This window comes from Stenotrophomonas sp. STEN008, from assembly GCF_056760435.1.
The window spans coordinates 101,674-114,630 of sequence record NZ_JBRRET010000006.1 but is presented as its reverse complement, the minus strand read 5'-3'; the positions used below and the strand labels follow the sequence as shown (position 1 = coordinate 114,630).

Below are 12,957 nucleotides of genomic sequence, written 5' to 3'. Positions count from 1 at the left end.
GGTTCACTCACAGGTCCACACGGAAGGAGATGCCGACGGTGCGCGGAGCGCCGATGAAGGCGCTGTCGCGGCCGTCGACACCTGCAAGATACCGCTTGTCGGTGAGATTGCTCACCACCAGGTTCGCACCCATGCCCTTCAGGCGTGGCGACAGGCCCTGCAGATCGAAGCCGATGTTGGCATTGAACACCGTGGCCGAGGGCAGTCTGCTGGCGTTGGCAGCATCGAGGTAGCGCGTTCCCAGGTAGCGACCTGACAGGCCGAAGTTCCAGTTCTCGCCCTGCCAGTCAGCCGAGACCACCAGGATCTGCTCGGGCTGGCCGATCACCTTGGCGCCATCGACGATGCCCAGCTGGGCGTCACGCGCGGAATCGCCGCTGCCGAGGTACTTCGAGCGGTTGTAGGTATAGGCCGCGTTGATCCGCCAGCCGTTGTCCCAGCCGTATCCGAGCGCCGCTTCCAGGCCATTGCTCTCCACGCCCCCGAAGTTCTCGTAGACGCCGTCGGTCTCGCCCAGGTAATCGATGCCGCTGACGAAACCGGCCGGCAGGTAGACGATGCGGTTGTCGAACTTGATGTTGTACAGGGTGACCGAGGCGGTCAACGGCCAGCGGCTGATGCGCATGCCGAGTTCGATGTTGTCGGCGGTCTCCGGCTCGACGTTGCGGAAGCGCTGCGGATCGGTCTCGCCCAGTACGCCGGAGGGGATGGCCGCGAAGTTCTGCGAGAAGCCTGCGAACAGTTCCATGCCCTGAACACCGGGTGCCCAGGTGAAGCCGGTGGACAGCAGCGGATCGGACTTTGAATCGGACGTGACGTTCTCGGCGGCGCCGATCACACGCCGGCGGGACTGGTCCACGAAGAACTGCTTCACGCCCAGGCGCGCGCTGAAGGGACCGAAGCGGGCCACGTCCTCGATGTAGTACATCTGCTCATCGACCTTGTACCGGTCTTCGAACTGGACCCAGTACGGCTGGTGATCGAAGGCGATGTCCTGCCCGACGTTGAGCAGCCGGTGCCAGTCGCGGCGTGCGGAGCGGTCCAGCTTTTCCACCCACAGGCCACCGCGGACCGTGTTGTCGATGCTGCCGAAGGTCTGCCGCCACTCGACGTCGGCAGTGACGCCCATGCGGTCGTTGTCGTAGTGGGTGTGGCGGTAGGACTGGGCGCCGAGCACATTGCCGGCGTAGCAGCCCGGATCATACTCGGCCGTGAAGCCCAGCCGCGGCGTGCAGGTGGCCAGACGCTGGGCGGCGCTGCCATCGGGATTGACGAAGTAGATCTGGCCCCGGTTGCTGCCGCCGTACACGGTGCTGCCGCCGGTGTACTCCGACTCGGGGCGACCGCTGCCATCGTCGCTGACCTGCGCCAGGTACGGCGGCAGCCAGTCGCCGCGACCCTGCATGCGATGACCGTAGGCCGCCATCGAGGCCTTGAAGCCGTTGCCACCGTCAAAGGCCGCGCGCAGGTAACCGAAGGTGTTCTCGCGCAGGGCACGGGAACCGGAACGGAAGTTCTGGTCCAGATAGGGAATGCCGGTCAGGGTGCCGACCAGGTTGTCGCGGTCCGGATTGGTGGCGAATCCCTGTGGCGAAACGCTGGTGTACTCCGGTTCGTCGGCATCGTTGTAGGACAGATAGCCGGTGAGTGTCCAGCGGTCCAGTTCGGTGACGAACTTGCCGGCGATATGGTCGTTGCGGGTGCGGCCGCTGCCGTCGATCCAATCGTGCACGCGCGCCGAGGATGCACTGACCCAGGCACGGGTGTGGCCGCCAAGCACGCCGGTGTCATAGCGCACGTAGTACTTGCGCGCTTCATTGTCACCGGCACCGACGACGAAGCGCAGCCGGCTGTCCTGCAGCGGATCGCCGGTGAGGAAGTTCAGGGTGCCGCCCAGCGCCTCGTTCGAGCGCGAGGAGATGTCAGCCGTGCCCTGGCTGACCTCCACCGTTTCCAGGTCCAGGGTGTCGATGTAGCGATTGGCCAGGGAGCCACCGCCGTAGCCCGAGCCACCATTGGGCAGGCCATCGATGGTGGTGCCGATCTGCTGCGTATCGCGGTTGGTGACGAAGCCGCGCATGCTGATCTGCGTGCCCCACACCGACGAACCGGTGGCATCGGCCTCGCTGACGACCACGCCGGGCACTTCGTTGAGCGCGTCGTTGACGCTGCTCATCACCAGCTGCCGGTTCAGTGTTTCCGTGCGCACCGCAGTCTTGGCGTAACTGGTTGCCTGGCCGATCACCTGGACCTGGTCCAGCGTGCGGGCGTCGCTGCGACGTGTCGTGTCACCCTCTCCCTGCGGTGCTTCGGCGAGGGCGTCCAGTGTGGGCGCGATCAGCAGGGCAAGCAACGAGATACGGGGAATACGCGCATGCGTTGGCATCGAAACCGGACCTTCACGAGTGGGGGAAGCCCCGGAGTGTCGGCAGCGGCAGTGACGTGACGGTGACGTGCAGATGCAGCCTTCATTGCACCCGCGGCGCGGGAGGCGCCCTGCACCAAGCTGAATCGATGCTGCGCTGTCATCAAGCCGTCATCGAACCGCGATAGATGGCAAGCGCGGTGCCCGCTAGGCTGCCACGCTGCCGCATTTCTTCCCTGATCGCCCATGAAGCGCCTGCTGCTGCTGTTGCTGGCGTGCGCCGGCCTGTGGCTGGCTGCATGCTCTTCCTCGATGAATGCCGCATCCACCTCGCTCGCCGACCGCCTGGTCGCGCCGGGCGGCGTGTCGACGCTGCTTGACCAGCCGCGCATCGCTGCGGCCATTGCCGGGATTCCCAATCGCCATGGTTTCGCGCCGGGCCGTGATGGCGTGCCGATCTTCTGGCGCGTGTTCGATCCGGGCGACTACGGCGCCCGCTATCGCTATCTGCCGCAGCGGCACGAGAATGGCCTGCCGCTGGACACCGGACTCAGCCTGTCGGTGCCGCAGCCGTTCCGGGCACAGGCGCCGCGTGGCACCGTGGTGCTCCTGCACGGCTGGATGATGAACGGCGATTCGATGCTGCCGTGGTCATTGCAGCTGGCCGGATCGGGCTATCGCGTGGTCACGCTCGACCTGCGCAACCACGGTCAGTCCGGGGCTGGACCCTCCGGCTATGGCACCTACGAATCGGACGACGTGGTCGATGTGATCGCTGAGCTGCGCGCACGCGGCGAAGTCACCGGGCCCCTGTATCTGTTCGGCGTGTCCTATGGCGCGGCGACGGCGGTGTTCACCGCTGAAAAGCTCGGTGACCAGGTTGCCGGCGTCGTCGCGATGGAGTCGTTCGCCAATGCCGGCGTAGCCATCCGCACGATGATTCCGCACCTGATGGCGCTGCAGCCGGAAGGGTGGAAGGCACAGGCCGTGGCCTCATATGCGCGGTGGCGTTATGGCGGACAGGACATCGACCAGGTGATTGCTGCGGCCAGCCGCCGCATCGATGTCGATCTTGACCATGTGGATGTGGCTCGCGCGCTGGCCGACACGCGCGCCTGCGTGCTGCTGCTGCACGGGCAGGGCGACCAGCACATTCCTGTGAGCCAGGGGCGCGAACTCGCGCAGGCCAACCCGCGGGCGCACTACATCGAGATGCGCGGCGAGGACCATATCACCCTGCCGCTGCGGCTGGATCTGTTGGCCGGTGTGGTCGACGACTGGATGGCGCGCGACGAACGGCACCCCCCGTCCACCTGCCCGGCGCCGCAGCTGCCGGCACAGGCCGAGTGGCTGGTGCACGATGTGCCGGCAGCGGAGCCGGCACGCGGTTGATGCATCGTCAGGACAGCCGGCGCGCTAGTGCCGGCGCCGACAGCGCGACACCGATCAGCAGTGCCGCCACGCAGAGGAACGCGAAGCCCAGGCTGCTGGCATGGGCCAGTGCGCCGATCGCGGCCGGGCCGGCGAGAATGCCGGCATAGCCGAGTGTGGTGACCGCCGTGATGGCGATGTTCTCGGGCATCGCGCGCTGCTGTCCAGCCATCGAGAACAGTGCCGGCACGATGTTGGCGCAGCCCAGGCCGACCAGCGCATGGCCCGCAAGGGCAACCGGCAACGATGGCACCAGGGTGGCCACGGCAAAGCCGGCCGCAGCGGTGATGCCGCCGATGACAAGGGTGCGGGTGCGGCCGAGACGCTCGACGATGCCATCGCCGAACAGGCGCATGGCTGTCATCGCCAGAGTGAACACCGCGAAGCCCGCGCCGGCCTGGTCGCGAGGCACCTGCCGTACCTCGGCCAGGAACACGGCGCTCCAGTCCAGCATCGAGCCTTCGGCGAGAAACACCACGAATGCCAGCACGCCGATGAACAGCACCACGCCACGTGGCAGTGCCAGCAAGGGGCCTTCGTGCAGGATCCGTTGCGGACGCCAGTGCGGTGCCGACAGCACAGCTACCAGCAGCAGTGCCGCCGCCGCGAGCAGCGCGGCCAGCCAGAGCGGTGTGCCCAGGATCAGCAGACCGGTCATGCAGCCGGCGCCGACAAAGCCACCGATGCTGTAGAAGGCGTGGAAGCCGGACATCATCACCCGGCCGGCTTCGCGTTCGACGGCCACTGCCTGCATGTTCATCGTGCAGTCCATCGCACCCACGCCCGCGCCGAACACGAACAGGGCCGCACCGAGCACGAAGGGCGAAGGCGGCACCGCCAGCAGCGGCAGTGCCAGCAGCACGAGTGCACAGGTGACCACCAGCAGCCGACGACAGCCGAAGCGACCGGTCAGCGCACCGGCCAGCGGCATGGCCAGCAGTGAGCCCAGCCCGAGGCACAGCAGCACGGCGCCCAGACCGGCGTCGGACAGCCCTGCTTGGGCCTTGGCGAAGGGCACCATCGGTGCCCACGCGGCGGTGGCGAAACCGGGAATGAAGAAGGCGGCGCGGGTGGCGTGCTGCTGGGCACGTGGGGAAGAAGGCGTCATGCGCGGTAGGAAGCTCCAGTGAACCGTCATGGAAGCGATTTCACGGCCGTTCGGCAAGTGCCAACGGAGGGGGGGCGACATGCATACGATTGCAGCGCGCCAAGGGCGTCACTGCTGTTTAACGCTGCGCGGCGACAGTGGGCTCACGGTCGGCATTCCGCCTGGCCGCTGCCGGAGATCCATCCATGAGTACTGCGCCGACCATCCTCCTCGTCCATGGTTTCTGGGGCGGGGCCGCACACTGGGCCAAGGTCATTCTGGAACTGCATCGCAACGGCCATGACCGCGTGCAGGCGGTCGAACTACCCCTTACCTCGCTGGCCGATGATGCCAGCCGCACGCAGAAGATGATCCGCCAGATCGATGGCCCCGTCCTGCTGGTCGGCCACTCCTACGGTGGTGCAGTGATCACCCAGGCGGGCAGGGAGGCCAACGTCAAGGGCCTGGTCTACATCGCCGCATTCGCACCCGACGAGGGCGAGAGCGCGGGTGGCATTACCCAGCAACACCTGCCCGAGGCGGCAGCGAACCTTGCCCCGGACAGCGACGGCTATCTGTGGCTGCGCGCGGACAGATTCCACGAGAGCTTCTGCCAGGACCTCACCGCCGACGAGGGCCGCGTGATGGCGGTGACCCAGAAGGCGCCGCTGGCGAGCACGTTTGGTGACGCGATCACCGATCCGGCGTGGAAGCACAGGCCGAGCTGGTACCAGCTGTCGCGCCAGGACCGGATGATTGCGCCCCAGAACCAGGCGATGATGGCCGATCGGATCCAGCCCCGGCGTCTTCTGCAACTGGATGCGAGCCATGCTTCGCTGGCGTCGAAACCGGCCGAGGTGACTGCGTTGATTCTGGAGGCCTGCGCCGCCGTCGGCGGTTGAGGCCAGAGGTCGCCCGCGGTACCGGTCGGCACCGCGGGCGTGACTTCACAGCGGCAGGTCGAACACCAGCACTTCGGCGTCGTTGCCGTTCTCCAGCGTCAGCTGCGCTTCGTCGCTGATCTGCAGCGCATCACCGGCTTCCAGGGTGATGCCGTTGACCTGCAGCTGGCCACGGGCGACCTGCACATAGGCACCGCGTCCGCTGCCCAGGGCGTGGTGCAGCTTGTGGCTGCCGTCGAGCAGGGTGGCGAAGATGCGGGCATCCTGGTGGATGCGCAGCGAACCATCGGCACCGTCGGGCGAGGCGATCAGGCGCAGCTGGTTGCGCTTGCTGTCCGGCGTGAAGTGGGTTTCCTCATACGACGGGGTGATGTTCTCCGTGTCCGGGAAGATCCAGATCTGCAGGAAATGCACGGGTTCGGTGGCCGAGTGGTTGAACTCGCTGTGGCTGACGCCGCTGCCGGCGCTCATGCACTGCACATCGCCGTAGCGCAGTACCGAACCGGTGCCCATCGAGTCCTTGTGTTCCAGTGCGCCGCCCAGCACGTAGGAGACGATCTCCATGTTGCTGTGGCTGTGGGTGCCGAAGCCCTGGCCGCCGATCACCTTGTCCTCGTTGATCACCCGCAGCGGACCGAAGCTGACATAGCGCGGATCGTAGTAGTTGGCGAACGAGAAGGTGTGGCGCGAGGACAGCCAGCCATGTTCGGCCAGGCCACGGGTAGCACTCTTGCGGATCTGCAGCATGGGATATCTCCTTGTTCGATGTTTTCGATGGGGCGGGGCAGGGCATTGATCGCCGTTTTTCCCTGTTGGAGAGAAGTATCCGCTTGCGCCGGTGCTTTGAAAAACGGATAGTTTTGAAAGCCATCATCGAAAAATTCGAATGCTCAAGCTCAGCCTCGAAGCCCTGCAGATCCTGGACGCCATCGATCGCCGCGGTTCGTTTGCGGGTGCCGGCAAGGCCCTGCACAAGGTGCCGTCCACCATTTCCTACACCGTGGCCAAGCTGGAAGAGGATCTTGGCGTGCAGCTGTTCGACCGGGTGGGCCCGCGTGCGGAGCCGACCGAGGCCGGTCGCGCGCTGCTGGATGAGGGCCGGCATCTGCTCCGTGCGGCCCGCGAACTGGAACTGCGGGTGCGCCGGGTGGCCTCCGGCTGGGAAACCGAACTGACCCTGGCAGTGGATTCGGTGTTTCCCACCTGGCTGCTGGGTCCGGACATCGCCGCATTTCGCGGCGCTGAGGCGCCGACCCGCCTGCGCTTGATCGGCGAGGCGCTGTCCGGCACCTGGGAGGCGCTGCTGGACCGGCGTGCCGATCTGCTGGTGGGCGCGCCGGGCGAGGGGCCGAGCGGTGGTGGCTACGTGGTCGAGCCGTTGGGTACGGTCGAGTTCGTGTTCGCGGTTGCCCCGGATCATCCCTTGGCGGCAGTGCCGGGCGTGCTGGGACGTGAGCAGCTGGTCGAGCACTGTGCGATCGCGGTGTCCGATTCGGCGCGGCGCTTGCTGCCCCGGACGGTTGGCCTGCTGATGGGGCAGGAGATGCTGACAGTGCCCGACATGGCCAGCAAGCTGAAACTGCAATGCGAGGGCGTGGGCTTCGGCTTTCTGCCCGAGCCGTGCGCGCGCGCGGCGGTGGCACGAGGCGAACTGGTGATCCGTGAGGTCGAGGAACACAAGCCGGAGGAGACCTTCTGGTTGGCCTGGCGGACCGGTGAGGATGGCGCGGCATTGCGCTGGTGGCGCGAGCGCCTGCGCAGGCCGGAGTTGCTGTCGCAGTGGTGGCAGGCAATGGCCGGGGGATAGGTGTGCGGCAGGGCTGCGCCCTGCACCCGCTACGGGCGGGAACACGGCAACAGCAGCAGCCACGGCCGAAGCGGGTTTGCCGGGGCAGGACGGGGGGGGGGGGGGGGGGGGGGGGGGGGGGGGCGACCGCCCCCGCGGGGGGGGGGGGGGGGGGGCGGCCGGCGCGCCCCCCCCCCCCCGCCCCCCCCCACCCCCCCCCCCTCCGGTGGGGGGGGGGGGGGGGGGGGGGGGGGGGGGGGGGGGCGCCCCTCCCCCCCGCCGGGGGGGGGGGGGCGCGCCCCCCCCCCCCCCCCCCCCCCCCCCCCCCCCCCCCCCCCACCCCGCCTTCGACAGTTTTCCGCTATCTGTCGGAACGGCGTACTGCTCTGGTAGGTGTCGACCTTGGTCGACACGGTAGATCCACGCCATGCATGGATGAATTCACTCGATATCTGACAGATGTGTCGACCAAGGTCGACACCTACCAACAGCCGCGTGAACCTGTCGAAGGTGGGGGTGGTGTCGGAACGCGCGCTGTTGCTGTTGCTCCGGCTTTGGCTTCGGCGGGTGCAGGGCGCAGCCCTGCCGAAGAACACACATAAAAAAAACAGCAGGCCGAGGCCTGCTGTTTCGGTGTAATGGTGCGCCCGGAGAGATTCGAACTCCCGACCGCCTGGTTCGTAGCCAGGTACTCTATCCAACTGAGCTACGGGCGCCAATCACATAAACCTGTTGTGTTGATCGTGTATGGTGCGCCCGGAGAGATTCGAACTCCCGACCGCCTGGTTCGTAGCCAGGTACTCTATCCAACTGAGCTACGGGCGCGCGGTACACAATCAAATTTTACTTCATTTCCAGCGGCGGATGCCGGAAACCTGTCGAGTGGTGCGCCCGGAGAGATTCGAACTCCCGACCGCCTGGTTCGTAGCCAGGTACTCTATCCAACTGAGCTACGGGCGCCCTGCGACAGGAGCGGAATTATGCGGATGTCGGCGCGTACCGTCAACCGTTTTTGTGAAGATTTTCATCCAGCTGAATGAAAAATTGGTGGGCGACCGCCTGTGGCGCCTTCATCCACGCGAAGTGGTCGGCACGCGTGCCCAGTTCCCCGTCGGACATCACATACAGGTGTGATGCCACATTCGGCAGTTTATCCAGCAACGCCTGCATCGAACCGATCGGTGCCAGCCAGTCGTGTTCCATCACCACGGCCTGCGCGCTGCCATGCACGCGTGCCATCTGCGCATCGAGATCCTCGGTCATGCCCGCGGCTGCGTAATGGTTGCTCAGGCCCACCCGCGACCAGTCGGCAATCAGGCCGCGTGCTTCGGTGCCCCCAAAGCCCAGGCGCCGGCCGTGCAGCACGCCCTGGCGGCGGGCGATCCAGGGCAGGAAGCGGTACACCAGCGGCAGAAGCCATCCGCGCGGAGGCGGAAACGTACGCCAGAACGGCGTGCCACTGGCGGCCAGCCACAGGTGCTCGAAGTGCTGCGGTTGCCGTCCTGCATGCACGCAGGCCAGCTGCCCACCCAGGCTGTGCCCACCGATGATCCAGGGCAGCGCGCCTTCGCCGGCATCGGCGTTGGCGAGCAAAGCCTGGCTGGCAGGCAGGTCCTGCTCGAGCACTTCACGATAGCCCCAGTCCTGCGTGCGCGAAGGGCGCAGTGAACTGCTGCCGTTGCCACGCCACTCGTGCAGGTAGACCGCGATGCCTTTCGCAGCCAGGGCCTGTGCCAGTGGCAGGTAGTGGCGCGCGGCCACGCCCAGTGCGGGGAGCCATAGCAGCCGCGCCAGCGGCTGCTCGGGTACGCAGGCCATCACCTCGAAGCGATGGCCGTCGCCGCATTCCACGGCCAGTGTCCGTGATGGCAGGCTCATGCGTGGGGCGCTGCGCCGAAATGATCCAGCACGCGCACATCGCTGCGCCCCGGCATGTAGCCCAGTTGCAGCCCGCGTGCCACGTAGTCGATCGACGCTTCGCAGGCGTTGGCCAGGCTCAGGCCATTGCACAGCTGCGCGGCGATGGCCGAGGCCAGTGTGCAGCCGGTGCCGTGGGCATCCAGCGGCAAGCGCGCGTGACTGAATTCCTCGCTGCTGACGCCATCGAAGTAGCGATCGATCACGCGGTTGCCCTCGTGCAGGTGGCCGCCCTTGAGCAGCACCGCGCCGGCCCCGAGATCCAGCAGTGCCGACGCAGCCCGCTCGGCGTCGTCTCCATCGCCGATCGTGCGGCCCACCAGCAGTTCTGCCTCCGGTGTGTTGGGAGTGACCAGCGTGGCCAGCGGAAGCAGACGCTCGCGCATTGCCTGCAGCGCGCTGTCTTCCAGCAGGCGCGCACCACTGGTGGCGACCATCACCGGATCCAGCACCACATGTGCGGGCCGGTGACGCTGCAGCGCATCGGCCACGGCGTGGATCACCTCGGCATTGGCCAGCATGCCCAGCTTCACCGCGTGGATGTCGAAATCATCGAAGCACGCGTCGAGCTGCGCGCGCAGGAATTCGATTGGCGGCACATGCACGGCGGTGACACCGCGGGTGTTCTGCGCGGTCAGTGCGGCGATCGCGGAGAGGCCATGCACGCGGTGTGCGGCGAAGGCCTTCAGGTCGGCCTGGATGCCGGCGCCTCCGCCGGAGTCGGAGCCGGCGATGGTGAGGGCGGAAACGGGAGTGGTCGGGCTCATGCGGCGATTGTGCCGTGGTCACCGGGATGGGGGTAGTGCCGGCTACGGGCTGCCGGCAGGGGCGGACGCCTCATGCTGCGCGTGCGTGCGGCGACGCTCAGTACCGCCAGCGTACCCATTGCTGGTACAGCACATAGACCAGCCCGGTCGCGCCGGTCAGCAGCGCGGGGGCAAGCAGGGCATCGTACTGCCAGCGCAGGAACAGCCACGCACCCATCACGCCACCGGCCAGGAAGCCGCTGATGATCAGTCCGCTGAGCGTCAGCCGCCGCACCTGCAGCGGCAGCCCGCGCAACAGATGGCCCAGGCCGATGCCAAGATCGGTGAACATGCCGCTGAGGTGGGTGGTCCGTATCACCGCGCCGCTGAAGGTGGTGGCCATCGCGTTCTGCAACCCGCAGGCCATCGCTGCCGACAACGCGCCCCAGATCTGCTGCTGCTTGAACAAGGGAATGGCGGCCAGCAACAGCGCCGATTCCAGTGCCAGAGCGACGCCATAGCGCCGGCCGAGCTGCAGTGCGCTGTCCTGGATCAGCAGCCCGCTGAGCATCGCACCCAGCGAAAAAGCGATCAGCAGGCCCCACAGGTGCCCGACCGCGCGCCAGTCGCCCTGCGCCAGTGCCATGCCGAGCTGGCTGGTACTACCGGTCATGTGGCTGACGGCCTGATGCTCGAAGCCCAGAAAGCCGACCACGTTGACCATGCCGGCCACGCACGACAGCGCTACGGCACCGATCCAGACCCAGGTGGGAAGGCGTATGCCCATCGGCGCGACCCTCAGGGACCGCCGAGACCGCCGTTGAACTGCAGCTCGCTGAACGCACCGGTGGCCGGGTCGAACACCGCGCCCCAGAACTGCTTGCCACCATCGCAGACGCGGATGGCCTCGCGCGCCGGCTTGATGCCGCTGTCGTCAGGCAGGCGGAACGCATTGATGTAGATCAGGCGCTTGCCAGCGCTTTCGATGCCGACGTACTGGCGGTCGAAGTCCAGTACGTCGGGCACCTGCGCCTGCAGCGAAGGCAGTGCGGCTTCCAGCTGGTCCACCTGTTGCCGGCTGGGGGCCCAGTAGCCGGTGACGCGGCCGGCATCCCGGCCCGGGCTGTGCCGCGAGCAGGTGTCGAGCACCTGCGCGGCGACGATCGGCCGGGTGACCACCCACGACTGGCCGGTGCGTTCGGCGGTCGGCACGCTGGCCGGCCCGCGGGTGGTGGTGCAGGCACCAAGGACGGCTGCGAGGGTGATCGCAGCCATCGGCAGCAGCAGGCGGGCAGAACGGTTCACAGCACCTCCGAAGCGTAATCGGCCAGCCGCGAGCGTTCGCCACGGCGCAGGGTGATGTGCGCACTGTGCGGCCAGTTCTTGAAGCGGTCCACCGCGTAGGTCAGGCCGGATGTCGTCTCGGTCAGGTACGGGGTGTCGATCTGCTCGACGTTGCCCAGGCAGACGATCTTGGTGCCGGGACCGGCACGGGTGATCAGCGTCTTCATCTGCTTCGGGGTGAGGTTCTGCGCCTCGTCCAGGATCAGATAGCGCGACAGGAAGGTGCGGCCGCGCATGAAGTTCATCGAGCGGATCTTGATGCGGCTGGCCAGCAGATCGTTGGTTGCCTGGCGTCCCCAGGTTCCGCCTTCCTGGTTGTGCGTGAGCACTTCCAGGTTGTCGGTCAGCGCGCCCATCCACGGTGTCATCTTCTCTTCCTCGGTGCCCGGCAGGAAGCCGATGTCCTCGCCGACGCTGACGGTGGCCCGGGTCATGATGATCTCGCGGTAGCGCTGCTGGTCCATCGTCTGTGCCAGCCCCGCGGCCAGTGCCAGCAGGGTCTTGCCGGTGCCGGCGGTGCCGAGCAGGGTGACGAAGTCGATCTCCGGATCCATCAGTGCATTGAGCGCGAAGTTCTGCTCGCGGTTGCGCGCGCTGATGCCCCACACGGCATGGCTGCCGTGGCGGAAATCATCAACCAGCGACAGCACCACCTTGCCATCGCCGACCACGCGGCTGACGCGAAGCTCCACCTCGTCCTCGCCCGGCAGGTAGACGTACTGGTTCGGGTACCACTCCTCGTCGTCCCTGGCCAGGATCTCGTAATGGGTGCGGCCCTTGTCGCTCCAGCTGCGCAGGTCGTCGCCATGGAGCTTCCAGAAATCCTCCGGCAGCTCGGTGGCGCCGGTGTAGAGCAGGCTGAAATCGTCCAGTGCGCGGTCGTTTTCGTAATCTTCCGAAACGATGCCGGCGATGGCCGCCTTGATCCGCAGGTTGATGTCCTTGGAGACGAACACCACCGGGATCTCCGGGGTCTGCTCCTTCAGCGCCAGGATGGCACCGAGGATGGCATTGTCCGGGATGACCTTGCCGAAGCTCTTGCCGGCGTCGAAATGACTGGTCTGGAAACGCAGCTTGCCGGCGCTGTGCTTGCCACGCAGCTGCAGGCCCTGTGGCCGCTGCAGCGGAATGCCGTCGGCCAGATTGTCCAGGCCGGAGGCCTGCACCAGCTCGTTGAGGAAGCGGCTGACCTGGCGGGCGTTGCGGCTTGCCTCGGACGTGCCCTTCTTGCCGTTGTCCAGCTCCTCGATCACCTGCATCGGCAGGTAGACGTCATGCTCCTCGAATTTGAACAGCGCGGTCGGATCGTGCATCAGCACGTTGGTATCCAGCACGTAGATGCGCTTGCCTCGGGTCATCGTCGATTCCTGGTTACGGGC

At 66.9% G+C, this 12,957-nt stretch carries 10 protein-coding genes, 3 tRNA genes and 1 pseudogene; 3 read left to right on the top strand and 11 right to left on the bottom strand.

Going from position 1 to position 12,957, the window contains the following annotated elements; genetic code table 11:
* Positions 1-7: 7 nt before the first annotated feature.
* Positions 8-2,386, bottom strand: a complete 2,379-nt coding sequence (locus tag ACVOME_RS05110) for a TonB-dependent receptor (RefSeq protein WP_193395531.1) — start codon at positions 2,384-2,386, stop codon at positions 8-10.
* Positions 2,387-2,611: 225 nt separating this feature from the next.
* On the opposite strand from ACVOME_RS05110, the gene ACVOME_RS05105 reads away from it, so the two are divergent.
* Positions 2,612-3,757, top strand: a complete 1,146-nt coding sequence (locus tag ACVOME_RS05105) for an alpha/beta fold hydrolase (RefSeq protein ID WP_279941748.1) — start codon at positions 2,612-2,614, stop codon at positions 3,755-3,757.
* A gap of 7 nt (positions 3,758-3,764) precedes the next feature.
* Here the strand turns inward: ACVOME_RS05105 and ACVOME_RS05100 are convergent, their stop codons facing one another.
* Positions 3,765-4,904 (bottom strand): MFS transporter, encoded by a 1,140-nt coding sequence (locus ACVOME_RS05100; RefSeq protein ID WP_461287704.1) that lies wholly within the window; start codon positions 4,902-4,904, stop codon positions 3,765-3,767.
* Positions 4,905-5,089: 185 nt separating this feature from the next.
* Between ACVOME_RS05100 and ACVOME_RS05095 the strand changes: the two genes are divergently transcribed.
* Positions 5,090-5,785, top strand: coding sequence for an alpha/beta hydrolase (locus tag ACVOME_RS05095; RefSeq protein WP_065181267.1), 696 nt, complete (start codon positions 5,090-5,092; stop codon positions 5,783-5,785).
* A 45-nt stretch (positions 5,786-5,830) separates the two neighbouring features.
* On the opposite strand, the gene ACVOME_RS05090 is transcribed toward ACVOME_RS05095, so the two are convergent.
* Positions 5,831-6,532 (bottom strand): pirin family protein, encoded by a 702-nt coding sequence (locus ACVOME_RS05090; RefSeq protein WP_481504801.1) that lies wholly within the window; start codon positions 6,530-6,532, stop codon positions 5,831-5,833.
* A gap of 139 nt (positions 6,533-6,671) precedes the next feature.
* On the opposite strand from ACVOME_RS05090, the gene ACVOME_RS05085 reads away from it, so the two are divergent.
* Positions 6,672-7,592 carry a LysR family transcriptional regulator gene (locus tag ACVOME_RS05085; protein WP_053520376.1) on the top strand — a complete coding sequence of 307 codons (921 nt, stop codon included), beginning with the start codon at positions 6,672-6,674 and terminating at the stop codon, positions 7,590-7,592.
* Positions 7,593-8,210: 618 nt separating this feature from the next.
* Here the strand turns inward: ACVOME_RS05085 and ACVOME_RS05080 are convergent.
* The 8 genes and pseudogenes from ACVOME_RS05080 to ACVOME_RS05045 form a co-directional block, all read right to left on the bottom strand.
* Positions 8,211-8,287, bottom strand: a tRNA-Arg gene (locus tag ACVOME_RS05080).
* 32 nt (positions 8,288-8,319) lie between these two features.
* Positions 8,320-8,396: transfer RNA gene (locus ACVOME_RS05075), tRNA-Arg, on the bottom strand.
* Positions 8,397-8,454: 58 nt separating this feature from the next.
* Positions 8,455-8,531, bottom strand: a tRNA-Arg gene (locus tag ACVOME_RS05070).
* Positions 8,522-9,449 (bottom strand): annotated as a pseudogene (locus ACVOME_RS05065) (alpha/beta hydrolase family protein). Before ACVOME_RS05065 ends, ACVOME_RS05070 begins: the two are co-directional and overlap by 10 nt.
* Complete coding sequence (thiD, locus tag ACVOME_RS05060) at positions 9,446-10,255, bottom strand: bifunctional hydroxymethylpyrimidine kinase/phosphomethylpyrimidine kinase (protein ID WP_053517263.1); 810 nt, start codon at positions 10,253-10,255, stop codon at positions 9,446-9,448. The pseudogene ACVOME_RS05065 and the gene thiD overlap by 4 nt, the downstream one beginning before the upstream one ends.
* 97 nt (positions 10,256-10,352) lie before the next feature.
* Complete coding sequence (locus ACVOME_RS05055; RefSeq protein WP_053517265.1) at positions 10,353-11,021, bottom strand: YoaK family protein; 669 nt, start codon at positions 11,019-11,021, stop codon at positions 10,353-10,355.
* An 11-nt stretch (positions 11,022-11,032) separates the two neighbouring features.
* Positions 11,033-11,539, bottom strand: coding sequence for a hypothetical protein (locus tag ACVOME_RS05050; RefSeq protein ID WP_481504800.1), 507 nt, complete (start codon positions 11,537-11,539; stop codon positions 11,033-11,035).
* Complete coding sequence (locus ACVOME_RS05045) at positions 11,536-12,936, bottom strand: PhoH family protein (RefSeq protein WP_053517267.1); 1,401 nt, start codon at positions 12,934-12,936, stop codon at positions 11,536-11,538. Before ACVOME_RS05045 ends, ACVOME_RS05050 begins: the two co-directional genes overlap by 4 nt.
* Between the last annotated feature and the right edge of the window lie 21 nt (positions 12,937-12,957).

What these genes read in the sequence shown, in the direction of transcription:
- ACVOME_RS05110 (WP_193395531.1), bottom strand. Translation starts at nt 2,386, where the DNA reads ATGCCAACGCATGCGCGTATTCCCCGTATCTCGTTGCTTGCCCTGCTG.
- ACVOME_RS05105 (WP_279941748.1), top strand. Translation starts at nt 2,612, where the DNA reads ATGAAGCGCCTGCTGCTGCTGTTGCTGGCGTGCGCCGGCCTGTGGCTG.
- ACVOME_RS05100 (WP_461287704.1), bottom strand. Translation starts at nt 4,904, where the DNA reads ATGACGCCTTCTTCCCCACGTGCCCAGCAGCACGCCACCCGCGCCGCC.
- ACVOME_RS05095 (WP_065181267.1), top strand. Translation starts at nt 5,090, where the DNA reads ATGAGTACTGCGCCGACCATCCTCCTCGTCCATGGTTTCTGGGGCGGG.
- ACVOME_RS05090 (WP_481504801.1), bottom strand. Translation starts at nt 6,532, where the DNA reads ATGCTGCAGATCCGCAAGAGTGCTACCCGTGGCCTGGCCGAACATGGC.
- ACVOME_RS05085 (WP_053520376.1), top strand. Translation starts at nt 6,672, where the DNA reads ATGCTCAAGCTCAGCCTCGAAGCCCTGCAGATCCTGGACGCCATCGAT.
- thiD (WP_053517263.1), bottom strand. Translation starts at nt 10,255, where the DNA reads ATGAGCCCGACCACTCCCGTTTCCGCCCTCACCATCGCCGGCTCCGAC.
- ACVOME_RS05055 (WP_053517265.1), bottom strand. Translation starts at nt 11,021, where the DNA reads ATGGGCATACGCCTTCCCACCTGGGTCTGGATCGGTGCCGTAGCGCTG.
- ACVOME_RS05045 (WP_053517267.1), bottom strand. Translation starts at nt 12,936, where the DNA reads ATGACCCGAGGCAAGCGCATCTACGTGCTGGATACCAACGTGCTGATG.